Source organism: Parabacteroides sp. CT06, assembly GCF_002257605.1.
Lineage (GTDB): Bacteria > Bacteroidota > Bacteroidia > Bacteroidales > Tannerellaceae > Parabacteroides > Parabacteroides distasonis.
This window is the reverse complement of record NZ_CP022754.1, coordinates 3,685,111-3,707,645: the sequence shown is the minus strand read 5'-3', so window position 1 is coordinate 3,707,645 and position 22,535 is coordinate 3,685,111. Positions and strand designations below refer to the sequence as shown.

19 protein-coding genes and 2 pseudogenes are annotated in these 22,535 nt (G+C 40.5%); 10 read left to right on the top strand and 11 right to left on the bottom strand.

The window, feature by feature from the left end:
- Window positions 1-228 precede the first annotated feature (228 nt).
- Window positions 229-429, bottom strand: a complete 201-nt coding sequence (locus CI960_RS23480) for a hypothetical protein (RefSeq protein ID WP_034528062.1) — start codon at window positions 427-429, stop codon at window positions 229-231.
- A gap of 408 nt (window positions 430-837) precedes the next feature.
- Here CI960_RS23480 and CI960_RS16445 point away from each other — a divergent pair, with 408 nt between their 5' ends.
- Genes CI960_RS16445 through CI960_RS16425 form a run of 6 tightly spaced genes read left to right on the top strand, consistent with a single transcriptional unit; the run spans window position 838 to window position 5,337 of the window.
- The gene (locus tag CI960_RS16445) at window positions 838-1,269 is read left to right on the top strand and encodes a hypothetical protein (RefSeq protein WP_122114845.1); all 432 of its coding nucleotides are present in this window, start codon (window positions 838-840) and stop codon (window positions 1,267-1,269) included.
- A complete protein-coding gene (locus CI960_RS16440; RefSeq protein ID WP_005864505.1) occupies window positions 1,233-2,495 on the top strand; it encodes a hypothetical protein in 1,263 nt (420 codons plus the stop codon). Before CI960_RS16445 ends, CI960_RS16440 begins: the two co-directional genes overlap by 37 nt.
- Complete coding sequence (locus tag CI960_RS23245; protein ID WP_008778598.1) at window positions 2,492-2,653, top strand: hypothetical protein; 162 nt, start codon at window positions 2,492-2,494, stop codon at window positions 2,651-2,653. Before CI960_RS16440 ends, CI960_RS23245 begins: the two co-directional genes overlap by 4 nt.
- A gap of 39 nt (window positions 2,654-2,692) precedes the next feature.
- Window positions 2,693-4,057 carry a hypothetical protein gene (locus tag CI960_RS16435; RefSeq protein ID WP_005864508.1) on the top strand — a complete coding sequence of 455 codons (1,365 nt, stop codon included), beginning with the start codon at window positions 2,693-2,695 and terminating at the stop codon, window positions 4,055-4,057.
- Window positions 4,050-4,808, top strand: coding sequence for a hypothetical protein (locus CI960_RS16430; RefSeq protein WP_005864510.1), 759 nt, complete (start codon window positions 4,050-4,052; stop codon window positions 4,806-4,808). The genes CI960_RS16435 and CI960_RS16430 overlap by 8 nt, the downstream gene beginning before the upstream one ends.
- Window positions 4,777-5,337, top strand: coding sequence for a hypothetical protein (locus CI960_RS16425; protein WP_226769880.1), 561 nt, complete (start codon window positions 4,777-4,779; stop codon window positions 5,335-5,337). Before CI960_RS16430 ends, CI960_RS16425 begins: the two co-directional genes overlap by 32 nt.
- A 289-nt stretch (window positions 5,338-5,626) precedes the next feature.
- On the opposite strand, the gene CI960_RS16420 is transcribed toward CI960_RS16425, so the two are convergent.
- The 3 genes from CI960_RS16420 to CI960_RS16410 all read right to left on the bottom strand — a co-directional run bounded on the left by CI960_RS16420 (window position 5,627) and on the right by CI960_RS16410 (window position 8,038).
- Complete coding sequence (locus tag CI960_RS16420) at window positions 5,627-5,863, bottom strand: winged helix-turn-helix domain-containing protein (protein ID WP_008778596.1); 237 nt, start codon at window positions 5,861-5,863, stop codon at window positions 5,627-5,629.
- Window positions 5,864-6,516: 653 nt separating this feature from the next.
- Complete coding sequence (locus CI960_RS16415; RefSeq protein WP_005864516.1) at window positions 6,517-7,551, bottom strand: hypothetical protein; 1,035 nt, start codon at window positions 7,549-7,551, stop codon at window positions 6,517-6,519.
- An 88-nt stretch (window positions 7,552-7,639) separates the two neighbouring features.
- Complete coding sequence (locus CI960_RS16410) at window positions 7,640-8,038, bottom strand: single-stranded DNA-binding protein (protein WP_005864519.1); 399 nt, start codon at window positions 8,036-8,038, stop codon at window positions 7,640-7,642.
- Window positions 8,039-9,090: 1,052 nt separating this feature from the next.
- Here CI960_RS16410 and CI960_RS16400 point away from each other — a divergent pair.
- Complete coding sequence (locus CI960_RS16400; RefSeq protein ID WP_094582489.1) at window positions 9,091-10,230, top strand: IS481 family transposase; 1,140 nt, start codon at window positions 9,091-9,093, stop codon at window positions 10,228-10,230.
- Window positions 10,231-10,291: 61 nt separating this feature from the next.
- Here CI960_RS16400 and CI960_RS16395 read toward each other — a convergent pair whose 3' ends face one another.
- The 3 genes and pseudogenes from CI960_RS16395 to CI960_RS16385 all read right to left on the bottom strand — a co-directional run bounded on the left by CI960_RS16395 (window position 10,292) and on the right by CI960_RS16385 (window position 12,641).
- Window positions 10,292-11,575, bottom strand: a complete 1,284-nt coding sequence (locus tag CI960_RS16395) for a type II toxin-antitoxin system HipA family toxin (protein WP_005864521.1) — start codon at window positions 11,573-11,575, stop codon at window positions 10,292-10,294.
- Entirely contained in the window at window positions 11,572-11,910 is a 339-nt protein-coding gene (locus tag CI960_RS16390) for a helix-turn-helix domain-containing protein (RefSeq protein ID WP_005864523.1), read from the bottom strand. The genes CI960_RS16395 and CI960_RS16390 overlap by 4 nt, the downstream gene beginning before the upstream one ends.
- A gap of 137 nt (window positions 11,911-12,047) precedes the next feature.
- Window positions 12,048-12,641, bottom strand: a pseudogene (locus tag CI960_RS16385) (RNA polymerase sigma-70 factor).
- A 560-nt stretch (window positions 12,642-13,201) separates the two neighbouring features.
- Here CI960_RS16385 and CI960_RS16380 point away from each other — a divergent pair.
- The 3 genes and pseudogenes from CI960_RS16380 (at window position 13,202) to CI960_RS16370 (ending at window position 16,183) form a co-directional block, all read left to right on the top strand.
- Window positions 13,202-14,226 (top strand): annotated as a pseudogene (locus tag CI960_RS16380) (FecR family protein).
- Window positions 14,227-14,503: 277 nt separating this feature from the next.
- Window positions 14,504-15,142, top strand: a complete 639-nt coding sequence (locus CI960_RS16375; RefSeq protein ID WP_005864532.1) for an STN domain-containing protein — start codon at window positions 14,504-14,506, stop codon at window positions 15,140-15,142.
- A gap of 15 nt (window positions 15,143-15,157) precedes the next feature.
- Complete coding sequence (locus CI960_RS16370; protein WP_005864535.1) at window positions 15,158-16,183, top strand: toprim domain-containing protein; 1,026 nt, start codon at window positions 15,158-15,160, stop codon at window positions 16,181-16,183.
- Here CI960_RS16370 and CI960_RS16365 read toward each other — a convergent pair.
- The 4 genes from CI960_RS16365 to CI960_RS16350 all read right to left on the bottom strand — a co-directional run bounded on the left by CI960_RS16365 (window position 16,145) and on the right by CI960_RS16350 (window position 22,485).
- Complete coding sequence (locus CI960_RS16365; RefSeq protein ID WP_005864537.1) at window positions 16,145-16,480, bottom strand: hypothetical protein; 336 nt, start codon at window positions 16,478-16,480, stop codon at window positions 16,145-16,147. The genes CI960_RS16370 and CI960_RS16365 overlap by 39 nt on opposite strands.
- Before the next feature lie 85 nt (window positions 16,481-16,565).
- Complete coding sequence (locus CI960_RS16360; RefSeq protein ID WP_005864539.1) at window positions 16,566-17,597, bottom strand: endonuclease/exonuclease/phosphatase family protein; 1,032 nt, start codon at window positions 17,595-17,597, stop codon at window positions 16,566-16,568.
- 12 nt (window positions 17,598-17,609) lie between these two features.
- Entirely contained in the window at window positions 17,610-19,124 is a 1,515-nt protein-coding gene (locus CI960_RS16355) for a SusD/RagB family nutrient-binding outer membrane lipoprotein (protein WP_005864541.1), read from the bottom strand.
- Window positions 19,125-19,137: 13 nt separating this feature from the next.
- Window positions 19,138-22,485, bottom strand: a complete 3,348-nt coding sequence (locus CI960_RS16350; protein WP_005864543.1) for a SusC/RagA family TonB-linked outer membrane protein — start codon at window positions 22,483-22,485, stop codon at window positions 19,138-19,140.
- Window positions 22,486-22,535: the final 50 nt, after the last annotated feature.

Here is a 22,535-nt window from a genome sequence, read left to right as displayed (position 1 = left end):
TATAAGGTCTGTCATTACAATAGAAGTACATTGATAGGGACTATTTTGAATAACTGATGGCATGAGGAGATAAGAATGAGCAATCATCTTATCCCCTCTTTGTCTACTCGGTTAGCCTGTTTAGTTATATAGAATAATGTACACTGAATTTTGGTGTGATTATCTTACTATTCTATCGAAACAGGTACTTGTTCTCGAAAAAGCATTTTTATGAAACTACAAAAAACATTATGAATTAAAATCTTTAGCTATGAGGACAAGAAAGCAAGAACACTTGCCTTTCAGAAGGAGAGCTTCTTTCAAGGAAGCAAGTTCTTTTAGCAGACGGTCAATGCGGAAAACAAGTTCTTTTTCCCTTACTTTAGCATTATATGCACTAGCAATCGGTGTAGCCTGCAATGGCAACACTTCTTCAGCGTTATTTTCCATACAGTAAAGGATATGGCTGTAACTTGCCATTTACGGAATCCTAAAACCTTTGCCGAGCAAAAAGCCGGACTCGGATCGGAGGAAAAGAATTGGGGAGGCAACCCTCAGAAAGGGTAATCCGATACAATCAATAAATTAACCAGCTACACCCTTGTACGAGCGAAATAATCCATCGTAGCCACTACATATCTAATCTAAGTAATGGTATCAGTACACCTATTACGTATATTATAGCGTACCCCCAAAGGACAAAAGGTAATATTTTCGGTAAAAAAATAAACGCTTTTTATTTGAAAAAGTAATAGTGATGCACCCGAAGTTTATGATAGGACTTACGCGACGAGTAATCAAACGCTGTGTGGATATTTTTATTACATAGATGCCTCAAACGAACCGGGACAATTGGTCATGTTGCCAATCAAAGAAGGGGTTTGTCAATATACCGAACTACTTGTTACAGCATGGGTAAATGACATGACCACATGGAACGGTGACAAAGGTAGTGGAAAACCTCTTCCTCCTAATATCAATATCAACTTTATTGGTCAGAATGAGGGTGAAAACCCGGTAGTCTTACATCGTTTTACGTCAGGAGATGCTTTAACGGATTATTCTGCTACCTATGATGATAGACCTGCTAATAAAAACGTAGGTAAATGGCAGCAAGTATGTTATACCATGGCTATCAATAATTCTAGCCAATTTGAGAAGTATTTCATAGAGGTACAAAATAATACCATTCATACTTATGGAGCAGACTATGCCATTGATGATGTGCGAGTATATAAAAACCCAATATTAAAGTGCGGAGAGAAAGTGCTTGTACAGCATCCTCTTTAATTGTAAGTTCCGATTATGGTACTTTGTTGCGCAATATGGGGTGGCATCAAGAGCCGGATGTGTTGAAAAATATTAATTTGACAAACAAGCAGGCTCGTAAGTCTCGCTATGGATTGATGGGGCCGGATCCTTACACGGATGATCCGCATAATGGTGTGGGCAATGTGTATTATGGTGTGGTGGAAACGGAAAAGTTTAATGACCCAAGTACATTTGGCGATCAATTGGATGATTGGGTGACGTTGAGTAAGAATTTAGCGGCGGAAAAAGATGTTGTATTGAAAAGGCTTTCCAAGAATATTCGTATAGCGGTACCAACCAAAAGGTATATAGAAGGAGACAAATTTGAGCCGATGCCCGGCTCCAAAGATGATGCTTTGGCAAGTGAGATTGTCATGAATATACGAGCAATCAATGATTTTATCTCAGATACGGGTGAGAAAGAGATAAAAGGGCCGAACGGGACTGAAAAAAAGACAATTTGGTCAAAAGAAGAGTTAGACCATGCGAATATAGATATAAATAAACTTAAAGATGCATTAACTACCCTAAAGGTAACGATTGAAAAGAGCGATGATCTCTCCAAGGTTACCGGAAAGATCACGGAGATCCCCCAAGAAACCATAAATGCGATAAAGAGCAAGGGTAGTAATTTTAATAAGATATATGAGGAGTGTTTAGAAACTATTTATTCTTTCTTGAAGATTCCTCGTATTCATTGCCCATGGGAGGAAGGAATAGGAAGCCAATATATTATTTACCTAGGTGCGATCGACGTGAATAATACGGATCTTAAATTCAAGGGGGAGAAAAGTACGCCTGAAGCCCAACCCGCTTCGGATAGCTATGAGGTGGTGTTGTTTAGCGCACGTCATGTTGCCAGATCAGCATATGATGATGATGGAAATTTGATTGAAGTACCTACGATTAATTTTAAAGAACCTTGTTTGTTACACTCTCCTTTCACTGTAAATCCTTCTGTAACAATAGCGGTGAATGCTTCATCGACCGCTCCCGAGGGAATTGCCTGCATGGGGTCTATCGCGGAGGTAACCGCTGAGCTTTGGGTGGAAGAGGTGGATACCGAAGGAAATCCAACGGGCACTGTAAAACGGTTTACAGAAGCATATCCAAATGGAACATATACTTTTGACTGGTATTTAGGGGGGCTTGGCAGTATGAGCAAGAATTTTCTTCCGAACAAAAAGACCTTCAGGAGCTGTTGAAAGATTTCAAGGATAAACAAAATGATAAAACCGCATCGTTTACTAAAGATGAGATTTTGGAATTTTATAAAGAAGATGATAAGGCAACCCAATGCTTGAAGAGATTGTTGGGTGATGCGGAACATCAGCCGAAGTTGATTATAGGAGGTAAGAATTAACAGGAACAGAAATATGTACCGATAGCTGTATTAACATCTTTGTCCGCAACAAATAAGAAGGGTGGTAGCTTATCGCTTACCTTTAATCGTGATATAAACAGTCGCTTTGAAGAAGGACGTACCTATTCATTACGCATACCTTTCGGCGAGTATAATGGCACATCGGAAATACCAAATTCATGTACCGGTTATGCGACCTTGTTGCTTAAGATCGTCCCCGAGTACCTGACTTGGAAGGGAGGTACCGACGCTGTTTGGTATAACGATGACAACTGGGATCAATCCACCCGAGCCGAGTTGTATATGGGCGGAAACAACAACGACACAGACGCTAATGGCTCAGATCCGATCGAGAATGCCTTCGCTCCGCTCTACTTCACCAAGGTTACGATTGATCCTAAAAAGGGAAATAATACAAATGTATTGAGATTGGAAGACGAAAGCAGGCTACGACAGGGAGATCAACGCAATACGTTGGATTTAAAAAATTGGCCAAATCTAAACAATATCCAATACGATATGGCCGTCAACAATACCGGAACTAACAATGCGATTAAGGTTGTCCCTTACTACGGCAACAAGGTAAACAAGATCTACTTCCAGCCGAAAGCCATGCTGATGAACCAGCACTATCTGGATTACGAGAAAGCTTGGGTAGAGTTCGAGATGTCGAACACGGAAAAGCGTTGGTTCGCCTCTCCGCAGCAAAATGTCTATGCGGGTGACTTCTATGCCCCGCAAGACAATGGCCGACAGGAGACGGAAGCCTTTAAGGATATTAAATATGAGGAAGATAAAGATCTTGGAATCTCTTACAGCCGCTGGGCACCGGCCTTCTACCAAAAGGCTTGGAACAGCGCGATTGAGTATAAGCCTGATACAAATGGAGAAATGAAGGAAGTAGCGGCCGTCAAGTCCAACTGGAGTATCGAGTACAACGATGTAACCGTTTCTTACCCGATCGGCAAGGGCTTCTACCTGAGCGTAGAGGAGGTTCCTAATGATGGTATGGCCTTGGTTCGCCTTCCGAAAGAGGACAATGTTGCAAACTACCAATATGAGGCAGCGACGAAAGCATCCGTTTTAAGAGCGAATGAGTATCCCAAGGAGAAATCCGGGCAGTTGGCGGCGTATAAGAATACGGACGGCACTTTAAAAGTGAAGTTGAGCGACCTGTTCGGTGAGTCCGCAAGCAATGTAACCGGCGAGGGCAGCACCTCAAAGAAGCGTCATTTCTTGGTCGGAAATCCTTATATGACTTACTTGAATATGGATGTATTCTTAGACAACAATAAAAAGGTGCTGGGCAATAAGTACTGGACATTAACAGATGGCACGGTAAATGCGACTTTTTCCTGTGTCACAACGCAGAATACCGATCAAGATAATAAATCACATGGATAATGTTATTGAGATGGGAAGAAATGATTATAAGTTGGAGTTTTATGATGAGAGTTCTCAAACTTGGGAAAACGTGTTACCAGAAAGCCATGCTTACCTAATGATTACCGATGTAGTTCCTCCACGTGACACATTGGAATTAACCATATACGAGTATACAGGAAGGGCCGGGAAATACCGAGTGACTAAAAACGCCACGGTAACATATGGTCTCAGTAACAAATCTCGTGATTATCATATACTTTCGGGTGAGTTCCGTTTGGGTAATGAAGAGGATAGTGTCATTAATGATATGACAATAAAAAAGTCTGTTTATGATTGTTTCAGAGATACGTTTGGATATTATTACAGAACGAAATATGAAAGTTTACCTGATTGTCTCGGTGGAGTTTATGATACGGATCTGTATAATTTTATTATTTATGTAGTCGGAGATCTGGAGGAAGGGAAAATGTTGTTAAATAAAATGTTTGGACGTACATATTTTAGTGTTAAGCCTGCTTTTTTTTCTTATAAATATCTAAGGCGGATGAATGATAGTGTGTTGTCTTTTACTATGAAAGAAAAGAACAAAAATATCTGTAAAGAAATAGGATTTCGTTATTGTTCGTTATCAGAGAAGGAAAATCGGATTTTTGTGTATTTGGATGATTGTAACGATTTATCCATCTCTAAATTTAAAGAATATATAGTAAATGATAGTTGCATTATATTTAGGCAATATGAAAATGTTCCTGTTATTGTCGCTGATTAGTATAATGTGTTCTTGTGTACATAAGAATACCGACGAGGAAGTCTGGAAAGACTTGCTAGGTAAAACGACCATCGCTAATACGAATAAGGATAAATATAAGGATTCGTTTCTCGTGGATAGCTTGGGAAAGACAATATATCCGGATTATTATGCGGGATCTTATGTTAATTCCGCCTGTGAACTGGTTATAGGGGTTGTAGGGGATACGTCCGTATATCGAGATGAGATAAGGAAAATGCTCGGCAATGATTTATTCTTGATTACCGAACGCGAGTATCCATATAATCATTTATTGTCTAAATATGACTCACTTATAATGGTTTTGGAAGCATTTATCGAGCAGAGGGACACGGGGAGGATAGAGTGCTATAAAGTAGGGATTAACGATCTCTATATATCTGAAGAGGAAAATCGAATAATGGTGGAGTTGATAGAAATCGATTCGGTACACGTACATCGTTTCTTGAGCCAAATTGCAGACATGCCAGAGATTCTGTTTAAAGAGGCCGATTTACCCGTGTTACATTGATAATCCAAGCTATCTATATGAAGTTACTCTCCGTATTCTCCTGCCAACCTTGTTCTGGTATTTCTTTAATTTGAATATAAGTACCAGCGCTTAAAGGCGATTTATTGTTTGATTAGGGACTATGTATCCTTCTATAAATGTTTTCCCCGTTATGGAAAAATAGTTCTTTTATGCCAATATGCTAAAAAATATAAGAGACCCAATAGGATGATTCTTTCATGGAAAACTCAAGCCATGATATGTAAAGGCCAGAAAGCCCCCAACGAGTTACCCCGCCGGAGGCTTATAGTTAGAAATACACGTTTAGCATGAGATATACGTATGCTATTTTATCTTTTCCGCTTGAATGCTGTAGCTCAAACTGGATTTTATCTTCACGTGCCAACCACCCGATCGCGCTGGCCAGCTCCATATCATCAAGCCCAGTTCCTTTTTTAACTTCCGCCAGTTGCCACTTTTTATGCGCGTCTGTGTTTAGGAAACGCCATAAGATCCCCGCATTCTTTCCAATAATCTGCTTATTCATACTTGTGTTATTATAAGATTGATAAATGGTTTCAAAATGGATAATGAGAAGCACTTTTACATTAATAGCGATACGCACCGTAAACATTCCAGCGTTTGTCTTTTATCCTTTTGAGAGGTTATATAAACAAAAAACCACCCCCAAATTTATAAATATAGTCCGTATTTAGGAATGGAATAAAAGGCTAAATAAAAATCACCCTCCTATTTTTATATTATTTTAACAACAAAAATCGCTTGATTGTTCACCTAGTGGAAGATCCGCCACGATCAGCCGGCCTGCCTATCTTGGACCGTAAGGCCGCAAGATCGCTTTCATTTCTAAACCTCATAGGAGTCTAATATCTTAATCCTGCCTATATATCCGTATTTCTCATCAAGGTAATTAAACAATTTGATTTCTCCTTTTCTTATGAAAATGATCTAAGGTTGTTACTCTTTGTGGTTTATCTTACAGACTTTCTTTGCGCAAGAGATGACACGAATCTTGTATTTGTTCCAAAATTCATTTTTTATGTTTTGTACTGCACTTTTTATGATAGATTTAAGAAATTGATAATGTGCTTTTTAATCAGATAAAAGATATAAAACATATAAATAAGGGTATACTCAATTGTTGTCTAAGCATACTCTCATTTTTATGAACATAAAAGATTACTTATTGTATTCTACAAGTGACGTTCCATTATAAGTGGCGATATTAATCGGATTTCCAGTTGCAGAAAGTTGAAATGTGTTATTCTCAAATAAAGCGATTATGCCGTCTTCTGCGTATGGTCTTCCTGTTTTATAACCTACCAGTGCAATACCATATCCTATAGCTCCCGTTCCAGCATCATTGAAAGTATATTTTTGCTCCTCGCTCCAAATAGATTTGATGGTAGCGTTTTTTATGGTGACATTAGTCTTTTTCAGCTCGAATGGGGTATCGGTACTGCTGTATGTCCCCTCGTCCACGGTCAGTGTGTTGGGATCGTCTGTTTCTTGGTTGGACAGATAAATAGCCGAGTGCGAGCTATTGATAGTACAATTTTTCAACGTGAAAACAGAACCGAGGATTGTCCCATTCTGAGTAATTCCATAACCATCTCCATTAAGATTAATAATGGTATTCTCCAATATTACATTCTGCTGTCTACCAATAACGATACCGCTTGTTTTTTTGGCGTTGATAGTACAGTTCCTCATAACCAATGTACTGTGTATCGCCTCAGAATAATCACCACCACTGGTTCCATGCAAGATCGTGGATTGCGTATCCTCTGAGTTGATAGTGACATTATTGAAAACAACTTGCAGCTCTTTGGCAACGATTTGTATGCTGGAGCTTGATTTCGGTTTGATGTCAATGACATCATTGGCAAAAGCGCAGGTTTTACCAGATACATTCTCAGTCCCGTCTTTATATGTCATACTCAGTTTTGTGGCATTTAAAGTATTGCCACCTAAGTCGAGATTTAATTCTTTGCCGGGAGTGACAAAAAGTACCATGTCTGTGGTCAAGTCTTCTTGAAGTATCCAGTTTCCACCTTCAGTGAGAGCTGTCTGTAAATCTGATATGGATTCGACAATTTTGTGATCATGCTGGTTATCAAAATTCGGAAGAATCGAGATACTGAAATTGACATTGTTGTTAAACAGTGAGCCATAAACATTGGTTCGATACAAGCCTGGAGCGAGAGCAGTCATTCCGCTGAAGGGGTGGGGGAAACAATCTGCGTGAACGCAAATACATTCTCGGATATGTGGCAAAAAAAGCGGCACAAGGCCGCTTCAATCATTTGCTCGCTTTTTTCTTCTTAGAGGCAGCCTTCTTTTTAGGCCGATCCGTTTTTTCCTCTTCTTTTTCCAGAGCCGGATAAAACCTGGTAGCTACCATAATGACGCGGTTACGCTTCTCACCACTTTTAGAATCCGTCCATTCTTCCGGCTTGAAGTAGCCTTCAACGGTAATCAGCTCACCTTTTTTTAATATATCGAGGGAAGCCGCCGCTTCATTCTTTCTCCAGGCTTCAATCCCCATGAAAGCGGAAACATAAGAGATTTCTCCGCCTGTCTTGTCCGCACGGCTGACTGCGATAGAAAAGCGTGCCATGCTTGCTGTTCCAAAACTACGGAGTTCTGCGTCCTTTCCGATAAAACCTGTCACTGCGAATGAATTTTCAATTTTTTTCATATCTCTGATTTTTTTAGAAGTTAATTAATCAATTTTACGGTGCGAAAACTGATTGTTGACTTGGGGGGACACCATGAAAAAAGGGATAAATACGCTTTTTTTACTTGTCAAAAAAGGAAGATTTGTACCTCTTTTATTGGTTAAGATGGCAACAAATAATTGGGGTTAAATACACTTTTTGCACGAGGCGGAAAAAGGAAGATTTCAGCCAAATAACAACGTGATATTTGTGAATCGTCCCCTTATCCCCGTAAAAGGGATTAGCGACAATCTATATTTGCGGCGGAAAATGATTTGACTTCACTAAAAAAATGATATGAAAAACAAAACTTGAAAATCAGTAACAGGTTTGGAATGGACGCAAGAAACAACCGGTTAGACAGCAAGCATGGCACATTCCGAAAGTACAGTTGGCCGCCTATCGATACACCGGAAGAAACATCTGCAATTCCTTAAAAAAGATGAAGCCGAAAAATGAAGCGTACCATATTCCACGTATCGAGAAAAGTGGCTGCACGGTAATATGAAAGGCTACACCGGAAAAATGGGAAAACGGATTCTGTGGGGAGAACATAACCATATGGGCATACGGCCACCACACTTGTTTCCGGAAAAATAAGATTATACGACCGGAAAAATAACAAGACATCCATTCGGAGAAAAGCAAGGGTTGGACCGGACTGCCGATTTGGGGGCGAAATATCCGGCTACCTATCTACGGCCCTAAAAGGCCGGGGCATATGAGTAAACAGTAAGGTGAGAGAACACAGCATCCCACAAGATGATGCGTGAACGTACCGGATGCCTGATTCCGCAGCCAACGAACAACAGTGAGGACTAACAAGAATCAGGCATACCTTAATGGGATGGTGGGAGTAAGAGAACTGCGTGTACGCTATCGCAAACCAGCCCGAAGGCACTAGTGGCGGGTGGGGAAAAGGTGACTCCCTTCAGATAAGATTCCAAATCAGCAAATAACCTGAATTAGTCAAGACTTAATCTGACAGTTACGTATAAAAAGAATAAATTTGTAACAGAAAACAGATTAAGTTATGACAACATCAGAAAAGGTCATCAAGAACAAACTGGGATTGCTTGAACTCTCCCAACAGTTAGGAAACGTATCACGTGCTTGTAAGGTTATGGGCTACAGTCGTGACAGTTTTTATCGTTTCAAAGAGTTGTATGAACAAGGCGGTGAAGTCGCCTTGCAGGAGATTTCTCGCCGTAAGCCTGTCATAAAGAACCGTGTGGAAGAACACATCGAGCAGGCAGTCGTACAGATGGCGATAGACAATCCTGCATTGGGGCAAGTCCGTGTATCCAATGAGCTACGTAAGAAAGGTATTCTTATTTCGCCGGGCGGAGTGCGTTCCATTTGGCTACGGCACGATATGGAGACCTTCCAGAAACGCCTGAAAGCATTGTCAGCCAAAGTGGAACAAGAGGGCATTATCCTTGATGAGAACCAAGTGGCGGCATTGGAAAAAGCAAAAGAAGAAAAGCAGGCTCATGGAGAGATAGAAACTTATTATCCCGGTTTTCTACTTGCCCAAGACACTTATTATGTAGGATATATCAAAGGTGTGGGACACATTTATCAGCAGACCGTCATTGATACTTACTCCAAAATCGGATTTGCCAAGTTGTATGACAGAAAGAATGCGCTTGTTGCTGCCGATATGCTTAACGATAGGGTTATTCCTTTTTTCGAGCAGCATGACTTGAAACTGATGCGTATGCTAACAGATAGAGGAACAGAATACTGCGGAAACAGAGAAAATCATGAGTATGAATTGTATTTGGCTGTGGAAGACATTGATCATTCTAAGATTAAGGCGAAAAGCCCTCAGACAAACGGTATATGTGAGCGATTTAACAGAACCGTGCAGAATGAGTTCTATGCTATTGCATTCAGAAAGAAAATCTATACCTCTATCGAACAGCTGCAAGCAGACCTTGATATGTGGATGAACTCCTACAATACCCAAAGAACACACTCTGGAAAGTACTGTTTCGGGAAAACGCCCATGCAAACTTTTATCGAAGGAATCGCTGTGGCAAGAAAGTATCAACTGCAAAATCAGGAAATGATAAAACCGAATGAGCAGGATAAAATCTCATTCGGTTGTGAGGATGATGAAACTTGTGTAACTTCGCAACAAACATCTGACAGTTTTTTTGTCCGATAGTAAAACAAATGTCAGAACAAGTCTTGACTATTACAAATAACCCGGCCAGTTCAGTTCAAGCTTACTGTTTCTTCGACTCCAACAAGTTCAAATCATCGGTGACCAACCCATCCAACACATGTTGGATTTTATCAGATATAGCCTTGCCTATGCCATACTTGGTGCATAATGATCGAAAGTTACTTACAGCATCGAACACCTGTAGTATCTTCTTTTCGGGTTCCTCCACAAAATCCTCGGCGAAGTTAACGAAATCACTTGTGGTCAAGGCCGACCTTTTGCCCATCACGCCCATCGAATGAATGTGCGCAGAAGGATTTTCCCATGTATTTGCCGTGAACATCACATCGTATGCAGGTGACAAGCGCCACGCCCCAGTCTTGTCCATAATAAACGATATGTTCTTATTATGATCATCAGATATACCTGCTACATGATTAAATACCATCCTGATAAATATCTGGTCTTTGTCTTCCTGGGGAAGTTTCAGAGTCTCCGCTATCCAACATAGCTTCATATAATCATCTGCCCCCGGCATGATGGCCGCGAGAGTCTGGCTAAGAATCTTTTCTCCATTCTTACGATCAAATCTTTCCGTTACGAAATGATTCTTTCCATCAATTTCTTTCAAGAAACATGGCATCATGTCAATCCCTGCCGCCGCTGCCATTTCGCTGTATATCATTTCTATCTCTGTGGTAGGAGAGTCATCAGCCTCTTTGAATTTTATGATATACTGTTTGAAATTTTCGGGTAAATCCACCTGGCCGGAACGGAACTCTTCCGTTTCGGTATTATAGGCAATCACCGCCTTCGGGCGCATACCACCGGCAGAGGTCCCAAGATATACCAACTTTTTCATCGTGAGGCTATCCTCTGGCGATATGGCAGCAGCATCCCGATCATTATATATTTTAGAAGCCAATGTTGCCAATGATGACATATCCACCGTCTCTTGGATCTCATCATCATTAAATTCCGGTTCAAATTCCAATGCTCCCATAGCCCTCTTACCAATATAGGAAAGTTTCAATAGGGGTAATGATTCCGTAACCTTTATATTGTTATCCGTGAGCCACTGGTCAAACAAGGAAGATCCCCATCTATCAGGAAGCGCATCCGCAAGAAATTCCGGAAGCCCTTGATATAACTTATCCCTATTTCCATAAAAAGACGCAAACAAAGGGGTTCTCTTGGGATGGGTGGAAGGACATATATCATAATCCTGTTTCCTATATTCATCAGTAAATTGGAATACGGAACAATGCTTTTCAAAATCCCAATTCAATTTGCCAATACAAGTTCCCCACAAATATACATTCACTATAATTGGTTCTTTCTTCATGCCATCTTACGTTTACTATTAATTCTTTGTATTCTCTTGCCTGTTTTCTCATTGATAAGGAATGGAGAGTCTGGAAGTTCCGGTACAAGACCGACAACCCCCTCAAGAGTTCCACTGATACGCAAAATCTTAAGCAACGTACTCAAGGCAATATCATTTACTTTGCAAGATTCTATTCTTTTAATTGTAATGATGGATACCCCCGCCTTATCCGCAAATTCTTGTTGAGAAAAACAACAGCTAAGTCGTATAGCCTTAACCCTCTTGCATATTTCCTTAACAATACTCTCATCTGAGAATTCATATATTGTATATGTATCATATAATTTTTTCATAGAGGAAAATATATTTAAGTATCATTTTTGATACAAAAATATCGATAAACTTGAAAAGCACCAAATTTACAAGCATTTTTTAACGTGTAATCTTTTTTTCTAATGTAAAAAAAGCGGCTTTATGCCGCTTCAATCATTTACGACAGAATATTTTTAGGAAACAACAGCATGATCTGCGGCAAATAATCTTTCAACGTGATCCGTAATTGTTTCAGTGCCTGTTGGATCCGGTAGTCTACCGTTTTGGGGGATATTTGCAGGAACTCGGCTATCTCCTTATAACTTTTATTTTTGAAGCGGTGCATGACAAAGGCTTCCCGGTAGATGGGAGGCAAAGCGTCTACCACTTCCTTAATCCTTCTTTTTAGCTCTTCGAGTTGGTAAAAATCGGTCTCTTGCAGCATTTCCTGCATATTCTCGTAGAAAAAGGTATCGGCCCTTAGTTGGGAATGATGGTGAGCAATCATATTAATTGCACGATGGTAAACGGTTTTGAACAGATATTGGCTCAGTGATGTTTCGAAGATTTGTGTTTCCCGATTCTCTCACAGCCATAGCATCACGTCTTGCACGATCTCTTCTACATCTTTCAGTTCGACAAACCGAGTGGCGTATGTACACAAGATAGGATAGTATCTTCTGAATAAAACACCGTATGCTTTTAGATCCCTATGTTGCATGGCTGAAAGTAAAAAGCGCTCGTCTGTGGTTTGTAGTATTTCTTTTTCCATATCTTTGGTTACAAAAGTAATTTTTAATTCTGCAAATTCAAAATACTTATGAAATCCATGTCTGAACTTAGATTAATAAGTTTGTCCGAATTGCCATAAGGAAATTACATTCATATAATCTTGTCCGATATCGTCTTTTACAACAAAATCGTTTTCAATGCCTTGCAATTACTTTTGTTCTTCCTGCACCATGCGGACCGATTACCCTATCAGACGGTTGTTCCAATTTATATGGTCGAACATATATCGATGAAATGCAGTCGATATGGGACGTAACATGGCATCGAAACTTATTTGTAATTTTTCCATGACTCTTTATTTGTTTACGCAAATAAACTTGTTTTGCACTATAGAATGTGTAAATTCCGCAAATCAGGTTTCCTTAACAGGATAATGTACTTTGATGGTCAGTACTATTTTGATAATTCCGAATGGACCTTGATTTAAGGGTATAAACAAGTAAAAAGCTCTTTTATGTAAAAAAAATTAAAAAAACCTTTACGTTTAGGAATCCGTCTGACTTCTCTTGTCTAATAGATAAACATGGATAAAAGACAGACATGGAAACACAGAATACAGATATGATAGAGTACCTTCTCCCTCGCTATTGTTCTGGCGAAGCGACAGTCAAGGAATGTCGGCAAGTTGAAGAGTGGATCAGGTTATCGGATGAAAATTATCGGATTGCCAAACAGATTCATACCCTTTATCTGGCGACAGATACGATGCAGGTATTGTTGAAAGTGGATACGGAGAAAGCGCTATCTTCTGTCTGTCAAAAGATGAGCAAGGACAGTGTCCGTCCACAAGTGAGCATGCTTACTTTACTGCAACGGGTTGCAGCAATTCTGTTTATTCCACTTTTGATCGCTTTCGGTATACAAACACTGAGACCACGTCCGCCCCAAATAGCTCAGATGATTGAAGTAAAAACGAATCCGGGTATGACGACTACTATTCAGTTGCCGGATGGCTCTATTGTCCATCTTAATTCGGAATCGAAACTAACTTATCCCTCTTTTTTGATAAGGACAAGAGAAGGGTTACATTGCAAGGAGAGGCCTTTTTTGAAGTGCAGAAAGATCCGGAGCATGGTCTTGAAATCACTGCTCCCCATGAAACAAAAATAGAGGTGCTGGGTACCTCATTTAATGTTGAAGCCTTTGAAAAAGATCCTTTTGTTGCGACTACATTGATCAATGGTAAAGTTCGTTTCGGTTACATGAAAAACGGTCGAATGACGGCTATAGAGATGAAACCGGGGCAGAAACTAACTTATGACTCTTCTTCCTCCCGAGCCCAATTGGCTGAAACGAACGGCGAGTCAGAGATTGCTTGGAAAGACGGAAAGATTGTTTTTCATGCGACCCCTTTACCGGAAGCTTTACGGATGTTGGAGAAGCGGTTTAATGTAACCTTCGTATTATCCAATGATCGTCTTCGTGGTGAAGCTTTTACCGGGTCTTTCAGTCATCAGCGGTTGGAGCGTATCTTGGAAATATTTAAAATATCGTCTAATATCAAATGGCGTTATTTAGATACGCACAATATCGAGAATGAGAAGGCTAAGGTTGAAATCTATTAGGCACAATTTAAAAGTAATTTAATAACACATTAAAACACGCAATGTATCATGAAACACACCAACAGACCCCCATAAAGAAAAAACATCCGGAAAAATATTGGCGTATTCTTCCGGATGAAATGAATTGACTTTAAAATGCTTGTTTGGCGACAAGCAGTAATAAATCATTTTTTATTAATTAGATCACTACAAAGTGATGCAAAAACATTTTATTACCCAACAGTTTTGGGTAGTATCAGAGTTATTTTGGTTTACCTTAAACAAAATTCCAAGAGTTATGAAGTTATACATATTCTTGTTGTTCTGTTCGATTGGCTTGGCACAAGCTGCAAATAGCTATGCTCAGAATGCAACTGTTAACCTGAAAATGCAGAATCAAACGGTTCAAACCGTATTGGATGAAATAGAAAACCAATCTGAGTTTTCGTTCTTTTTCAACACGAAGCATGTCGACCTGAATCGTAAAGTTTCGATTGATGCTGAAAACAGTGATATATTCAAAGTCTTAGATCATATCTTTTCCGGAACGAATGTAAAGTATTCGGTAGTGGATAAGAAGGTTATTTTGTCGACAGAATTAGTTTTACAGCCAAGTGTATCGCAGAATAAAAAAACGGTAAGTGGTATTGTAAAGGATGAAAATGGTGAACCGATAATAGGAGCGAACGTAATAGAGAAAGGAACGGCAAACGGGACAGTGACAGATATGGATGGCAAATATACTTTAGAGGTATCATCTTCTACTGTTGTTTTGCAGTTATCTTATATTGGTTATTTGACAAAAGGGAAAGCTACCCATCTCCCGTTTATCAAAGACGGCCAGGAAGTGCATCTTGCCCTTTTTCTAAAGCAAAAACCAGAGCATCAGGAAACAATCCGATACTTTCTTCCAGAAGATATTATAGAAACCATCTAGCCATCCACCAATCGTATGAAAGTCGATTTCAACCAGATAAAAACAACCATTTCTCTGCCCGATTTCCTGCTGGAACTGGGATGGAAAATCGTGGAAGGCTCTTCCAACGCCTGTCCTAAGATGAGCAACGGAACGCACACCATTGTCATCAAGCGGAACTCACAGAACCAATATACTTATTGGGATGTGCATAGTGACAACGTGCGTGGCCGTAGCATCATGGACCTGATGCAAGAGCACTTGTTTGAAACAACCGGAAAAATGCCGACCTTGCGTGAGGTAGGGGAGATCCTTCAGAACTACATCAGCACCAACCGTATCACGACACCCGAAAAAAGCCGGTATGATGTAAGCAACACAAGCATGAGACCGGACGAGCTTCAATTCTACTTGCGTCAGCTACAACCCTACAAGGGTAACTATCTCCGGAAAAGAGGTATCTCAAAAGAGAGCGTTGAAAGCCCGGTGTTCAATAACACGTTTTTTATTCGTGAGGTAAAAAAACTAGGAAGCATCTATCGGAATGTATGTGTGAAGATGTACAGTGAAAAAGGCGTGGAAGCCATTTCACAACGGAATGAAGCCTTTAAGGGAGTCATTGGCGGCAAGTTCGGCTGTTTGGCAACCAGCAACCACGATAAAAGCCGCCCGATAGACATTCTCTACATCAGGGAGTCGTTTATAGACTGCATCTCCCACTATCAATTACTCCATTCCGGAAGCAATCTCAATCTTGTATATGTATCTACAGAGGGAACATTCACGGAAGGACAGATGAAGCTGTTACGCCTAATCCTTGAGAAGAATCGGGTGAAAGAGCTTCGAAGCATCTTTGACAACGACAAACAAGGGTACAAATACACCTTATGGCTGCATCGTCACTTTTATGGCGACACAACTGACATCAAGAGCTTGAGCGAAAATGAACTCTGCGACAAGGTGCATGAATTAAAAAACGTCGAACTTTCGGAAAATAAGGATTGGAACGATGATTTGAAAGCCTCATGCGTGACCTGTAGTTCCGCGGAGAGCGGTCAATAACTTCATCAATCCACATCGCGGTATCCGTTCCGGGGGGACAATCACATGCAACCGCCGATCCGGCGAAAGCACGATCAGCCGTTCGATATACACGTTCAAACGCATCCCTATCCCAGGATATACGCCCCCGTCAAAAGCCAACGCTCCCTTCCGGTAATTCCTCGTATCCAGATAAGGGTGCCCTTCCAGACGGTTTAGGTACGGAGGTTCCAACTCCCCGGTATAGATATAGGCTTGATTACCGACTTTATCCACATAGCCTCCCTCCTTACCGTCTGTCGATAAGCCTTCGGGCATCGCTAGTTCCTGTGCTGCGGCTTGCCATCCGCAAAGGAGTTAAAGTATATAAAAGATGGCTTTCCCTGTTCGCATGATCGGGTTCCTATTTTAATACAAACGTAGCCAACAAGGCTTTATGATCGCTAGGCCATGTGCCAGCTGGAGCAATAAAAGAATCTTGGCTATCTTTGTCTCTCTCTATGCGCTCACCATATAAGACAGCCCCTTCTGCTCCAACGATACGAACGTCCTTTAGCGCGACAGCTTTATTCGGATAATAATAAATAAAATCAATCCTCTCCCGATCGTCTGCTTCCGGAGCCCAAGTCAACTTCTTTAAATCAACCTCAATATTATTTGTTGGAAATGTAAATCCTGGATAAATAACCGGATTCGGATAAATCTCTCGGAAAGTATCTTTATAGCCATCCTCTATCAATATCTTAGAACAATCCCAATTTACAACCATTCCTCGATGTTCACGAATATCTTTCGTATCGGCTTGCCAATCCAAGTGGGAAGGTTCGTTAAAATCGCCACCAATCATAACAATTCGCCCATGTTCTCGTTCTTTCCGCGCATCCTCAACAATCGCCCGCACCTCATCATCCCGAAAAGAAGCCTTGTTATCCGCCAATATGGAATCAACGTCAACCACAGGCTGTTTCATCTTCTTCCAAGTACAACCATCATATCCCCTCGGTAAGTAATATGAACAATTCATCCAATCCAAGTGGGCGGAATAGAGGACAATCTCTTCACCTTCAATTTGAAACATTGCCTTAATCACTGATCCACGATCGTTTTTCAAGGGAAAAACCACTTCTTGCGACTGAATCTCATATTTTGACAAAATCCCCGTACTCACACTTTCCTTTCCATAATACCTCATCCCCCTTTTTTCCAAATCCGTCACCAAACGAGAAATAAAAGAGATGCCATTGTAATTACGGACCTCACTAAAAGTAATCAAGTCCGGACTCAATTCAACGATATTGTCCACTATCCCCCAATAGCCATTCTCCACTGAGGTCCCTTCTTGCCAAATATTGAATTGAAGCACCTTCAGCTCTTTCCTCGAAGATTGGCAGGCGGTCATAACGACCGCCACCAACAATATAAAAACAGATCTCATCTCATTCCTTTCCTACTTTAACAGCCACATTACCTCATTCGGAGTGTCAATACCACCAAACTGACGCTCTATAGCGGCTTCTATATTTTCACGATTCTGTGAATACTCACTACTTGGATACATCCAGCGGAGAGGTAATTGTGTATTTACCTCATTCATGTTAGTTGCCGGATCAATCGGAATACGGGGATATCCCGTACGACGATAGTCATAATATCCATTAAAACCTAACTGGGCAAAAAAGCCTATCAATTTTTGGTTCATGATCTGCTCCAAGCCCTTAGACTCATCAAAATTAGCCTTACCACTCAAATATTCGTTAATGTACGCTTCATCAATCGTCACTCCATGCCGATAAGCTTCCGGCGTATGCTCGAAAGTAAACAGCATAGCGGCACGTACGCCATTCTCATAATGTTGCCGTGCCGTTGCCGGAGTTTTCCATCCCCGTAAAGCCGCCTCCGCTAAAACAAATTGTATCTCAGAATAAGCGATAAATTTAACAGGTTCTCCTTCGGGCACACGATGATAACGCTCATTGAAATGAGAATGCAATCCCCCTGCGAACTCCGCTTGCACCAGGCCATACTCCAATACAGGATTTACGCCACTATAAGAATCAAACGAATCGGCAGGAGCATCCTTAAATCGAGGGGCAGGTTCTGCGTAATAAAACAAACGACGATCTTGCAACTCTTTCATCATATCCACTAAGAAAGAGCTCATCACCGGATACGACCAATAATTTTGTTTTTCAAAATAAAACGGATACCACTGCGAACTTTTACCCGCATCATAAACACGTTGATAAGATTCTCCCTCATTTTCCATCAAAGGCTCCTTAGCTACTTGCTCAAACAAGTCACGTACATTTATACTACCTACCGTTTGCTTCTTGCTCAACATGTTCAAGACTCGTAGCGTAAAACTATTCACATTCTTCCGCCACAACAAAGGATCTCCATTATATACAGGATCTCCCTTAAAGGTTGCAGCACTGGCAAATAATCGGGAAGACTCACGCAAATCATTCAAGATAGTAAGGAACACTTCTTCCTGCGTATCATATTTAGGAGAAAAAATACCATCACCCTCACCCTTCAAGGCTTCCGAACAAGGTATATCCCCCATCTCCATCGTAGTCTCATAAAAAGCATAAGAGCGAATAAACAAATTCAACGCACGATAAGCATTTTTCTCCTCCTCCGACAATGTTTCACTACCCACAGCCAGCTCTAACATTTTCTTTGAGTCTGTCAAATAACCATACCGAGAAAAACTGGAACGTTCAAACTTATTGTAAAGGTACCACTCCATGTGTTCCGTACAAGAAGAAGTTTTTAACAACCAAGAATTATCAAAAAAATGCTTGCCTGTAATACTCTCTGTCGTTTTCAATATGACATTGGTTGCCAAGAAATCCGGAGTTACCGTTGTTGGCGTATCAGGATTCAAATTGATCTCATCAAAATCGCCACATGAGCAAAACGCCAAAGATATCAATAAGGTAGAAAATATCTTCTTCATATTCTATTTGTACTTAAAAAGTTAAATCAATATTAAAACCAACATAACGAGAAGTCGGAGTATTTAAGTTCTCCTTACCACGATCCGGATCAGAAAATTTAAATTCTTTCGTCCACATTAACAGATTCTGTCCGATAACACCAACTCTCACTTTCTTCATCAAGAGTTTTTGAGCGATCGTTGCGGGAAGTGTATAATTTAATGCTACTTCTCTTAGTTTCAAGAACGAGCCATTCTTGATATTTTGACGAGCATCATGATCCCAAGGATTCTCATTATAATTCATCGTGTAATTTTGATAAGACACAGGAACATCATTTGGAGCAAACACACGAGTATCTTCCAAAACTTTTCCATACGGATCATAAGAAGCCGAGCCACTTACAACCTTTACGCCCGACCCTATGTAATTTTGCTTACCATTTACCACCTCGTCATAACGCCAGCGATTATCGCTATCGGGATGAACACCGGAATGCCACATGGCCTGTTCCGTCCATGAGTACATCACACCTCCGATACGACCATCGATCGAGACACTCAAATCAAACCCTTTGTAGAAAAAACGGTTTGTCCAGCCTAAAATACACTTCGGATCCTTATATCCTATAACAGATTGATACTTGTTCTTCACCGGAAGTCCCGCTTGATGAACGATATTCCCGGCATGATCAGTTTCCCAATCCGTGAAAAAATATTTATCATAACGCTCTCCAACACCAATACGGGGATCTTGCGAACTGTATACAGGATCTAGCTTATCATAATACCAATGCCAATAAGCAACATTCAAAGCGCTTTCCCATTGAAACTCTTTTGTCACGATCGGTTTTCCGGTAAGCGTAAACTCCATACCTCTCTGACGTAACTCTTCTGCGGTATTGGTTATAATCTTCTTGGCTCCAGAAGCCTCAGATATATCCGCTTCAATCAAACGATCATAACGCAAGCGACTGAAGAAGGTATAATCAAATCCCAAACGATTGTTGAAAAAACGAAAATCTGTACCAAACTCATAAGAGGCCTCCGTTTCCGGCTTGATATTCGGATCTCGTAATTTGGAAGGATAACCAGCAGTAGACATACCATTCCATACATCCGTATTCACGTCAAACACCCTATTGATCTCATACTCAGATAGATCTTTTTTTGCGACAGTCCATGATGCACGAACCTTCCAAAAATCCAATACCTCCTCAAGCGGGTTATAAAACGCAGTCGGTATAAAACTTCCAGAAACAGAAGGATAAAAATAGGAGCGAGAATCAGAGGGAAGTGTGGATGACCAGTCGTTACGAGCCGTCAAATCCACATAAATTGCGCTCTTCCAAGACAAACCAACTTTTCCATATATACTGTACAAAGCCTTCTCCTTTATCTCCTTAGAAGTACCAGGACGCTCAACAGAAGCATTTAAAGAATAAAAACCGGGAACTGACAAACCTCCACGCGTCCAAGAGTCTAGATCATCCTGCTTGTACCAAAAAGAAGATAATCCCACAATCGCATCAACTGTAAAATATTTCCATGTAAAATCACCATTCACAATCAAGTCATTATTGAAAGAAGATCCCCCCTTTTTTCGATATTCATAATAACCACGTTTTTCGCCGCTATCACCCACTGAACGACGCTTTTCCGTGCCGTTATCATAATTGTCGAAACCGGAACGTAAAGTTACCTTAAGATTCTTCATGATATCGTAACTCAAGGTAGCATTCGCATTGAACAGATTATTATCTCTCGAATCAATTCGCTCGTTCATTAAGAAATAAGGATTATCATACCAAGCAGAAAAACCCCAATTTTGCTGCTGATCCGGAACCTTCCAATAATTTTTGAAATCACGAATGTCATATTCCGTACCTCCCCAAATCAGCATATTATAAAGGATGTTACCTCCACCATAATCCACTACCGGCATATTGGGTGACTTCATCTTCTTATAAGACATTCCCGCATCCAGTTTGAACTTCTTATAGGTAATATTCCCACTCATATTCACGATATACTTATCCAATGAAGAATTGGGATACTGTCCATTCTGATGCACCTGCGTGGCTGATACACGAAAACCACCCAGTTCTCCAGATTGAGATACATTTACATTTGTATTGGTCACCAAGCCAGGACGCATAAAATTCTTCACATTGTCACGTCCTTTGGAAACCAAGGGCATCACTCGCATGGTCATTGTCTCCGGATCATATTGCTCAACCTCACGGCCGTCCATATAATCACCCCAGACATAACCACTATTATACTCCATACGGCCATAGTTTCCTGTACTATAACTAGATTGCACCTCTGGCAAACGTAAATACCCCGCTTGAAACATAGTATTATTTGACACATTCACGGTCAGTTCTCCTGATTTTCCTCTCTTTGTGGTAATCATTACAGCACCGGCACGCCCTCGTACGCCATATAAAGCCGAAGCAGTAGCTCCCTTCAAGACATCAATACTTTCGATATCATCCGCACTGATATCACTCAATGTAAAATTGCCATAAGCCACACCATCCACTACTATCAATGGATTCTCACCCCTTAATTGCAATTCCGGAGCCTCTGAGATCTCGGAGCTATTATTGATAGACAAACCCGCTATCTTTCCCGTTAAGCTTGTAGCCACATCCGTACCCTTAACAGCCGTAAGTTCCTCACTACCGACCTTTTGCACAGAATAACCTAATGCCTTTTCCTCTCTCTTGATACCTAACGCCGTAACGATTACCTCGTCTAATTTCTGAGTATCTTCCTGTAGTTTAACTCTATACACTGAGGATTTATTTATCGTAACCTCTTTTTGTACATAACCTATAAAGGAAATCAATAAAACCGCCCTATCCGGTACCTCCAAGCTAAAATCACCATCCAGTCCGGTAATCGTACCTAGCGTAGTACCCTTCACTACGACATTAGCTCCAATAATTGGTTCCCCTTGCGGATCCGTAATGACACCTGTGACTTTTCTATATGATTGCAGCTTCTCTTTTATTCCTTTTGCAGGATTCGAATCCGTCACCGACAATATAATACTATTGTCCAAAACTTTATACGTAACGTTGGTATCCTCAAACAACTCTTCAAGTATCGAAAACACATCTTCGCCATCGCTTCTAATAGAGACCTTCCTACTGGTGTTTATTTTTTGATTATCATAAAAAAAGCTGTACTCGGATTGACATTCGATCTCCTTTAATACATTCTGAACCGATTCATTATTAACTTCAATAAATAAAGAGGCAGACTGCCTACGCTCAGTAATACCATACCCCATACTGATTGATCCCATTAACAACATGCCAGCTAACTTCATCCTTAATGGCAATCTACAACTGTTATAGATGTTTCCCATAGATTTAAATTTTTTTTAAGATTAAAACGTCATGATAATGATTCTCCAGG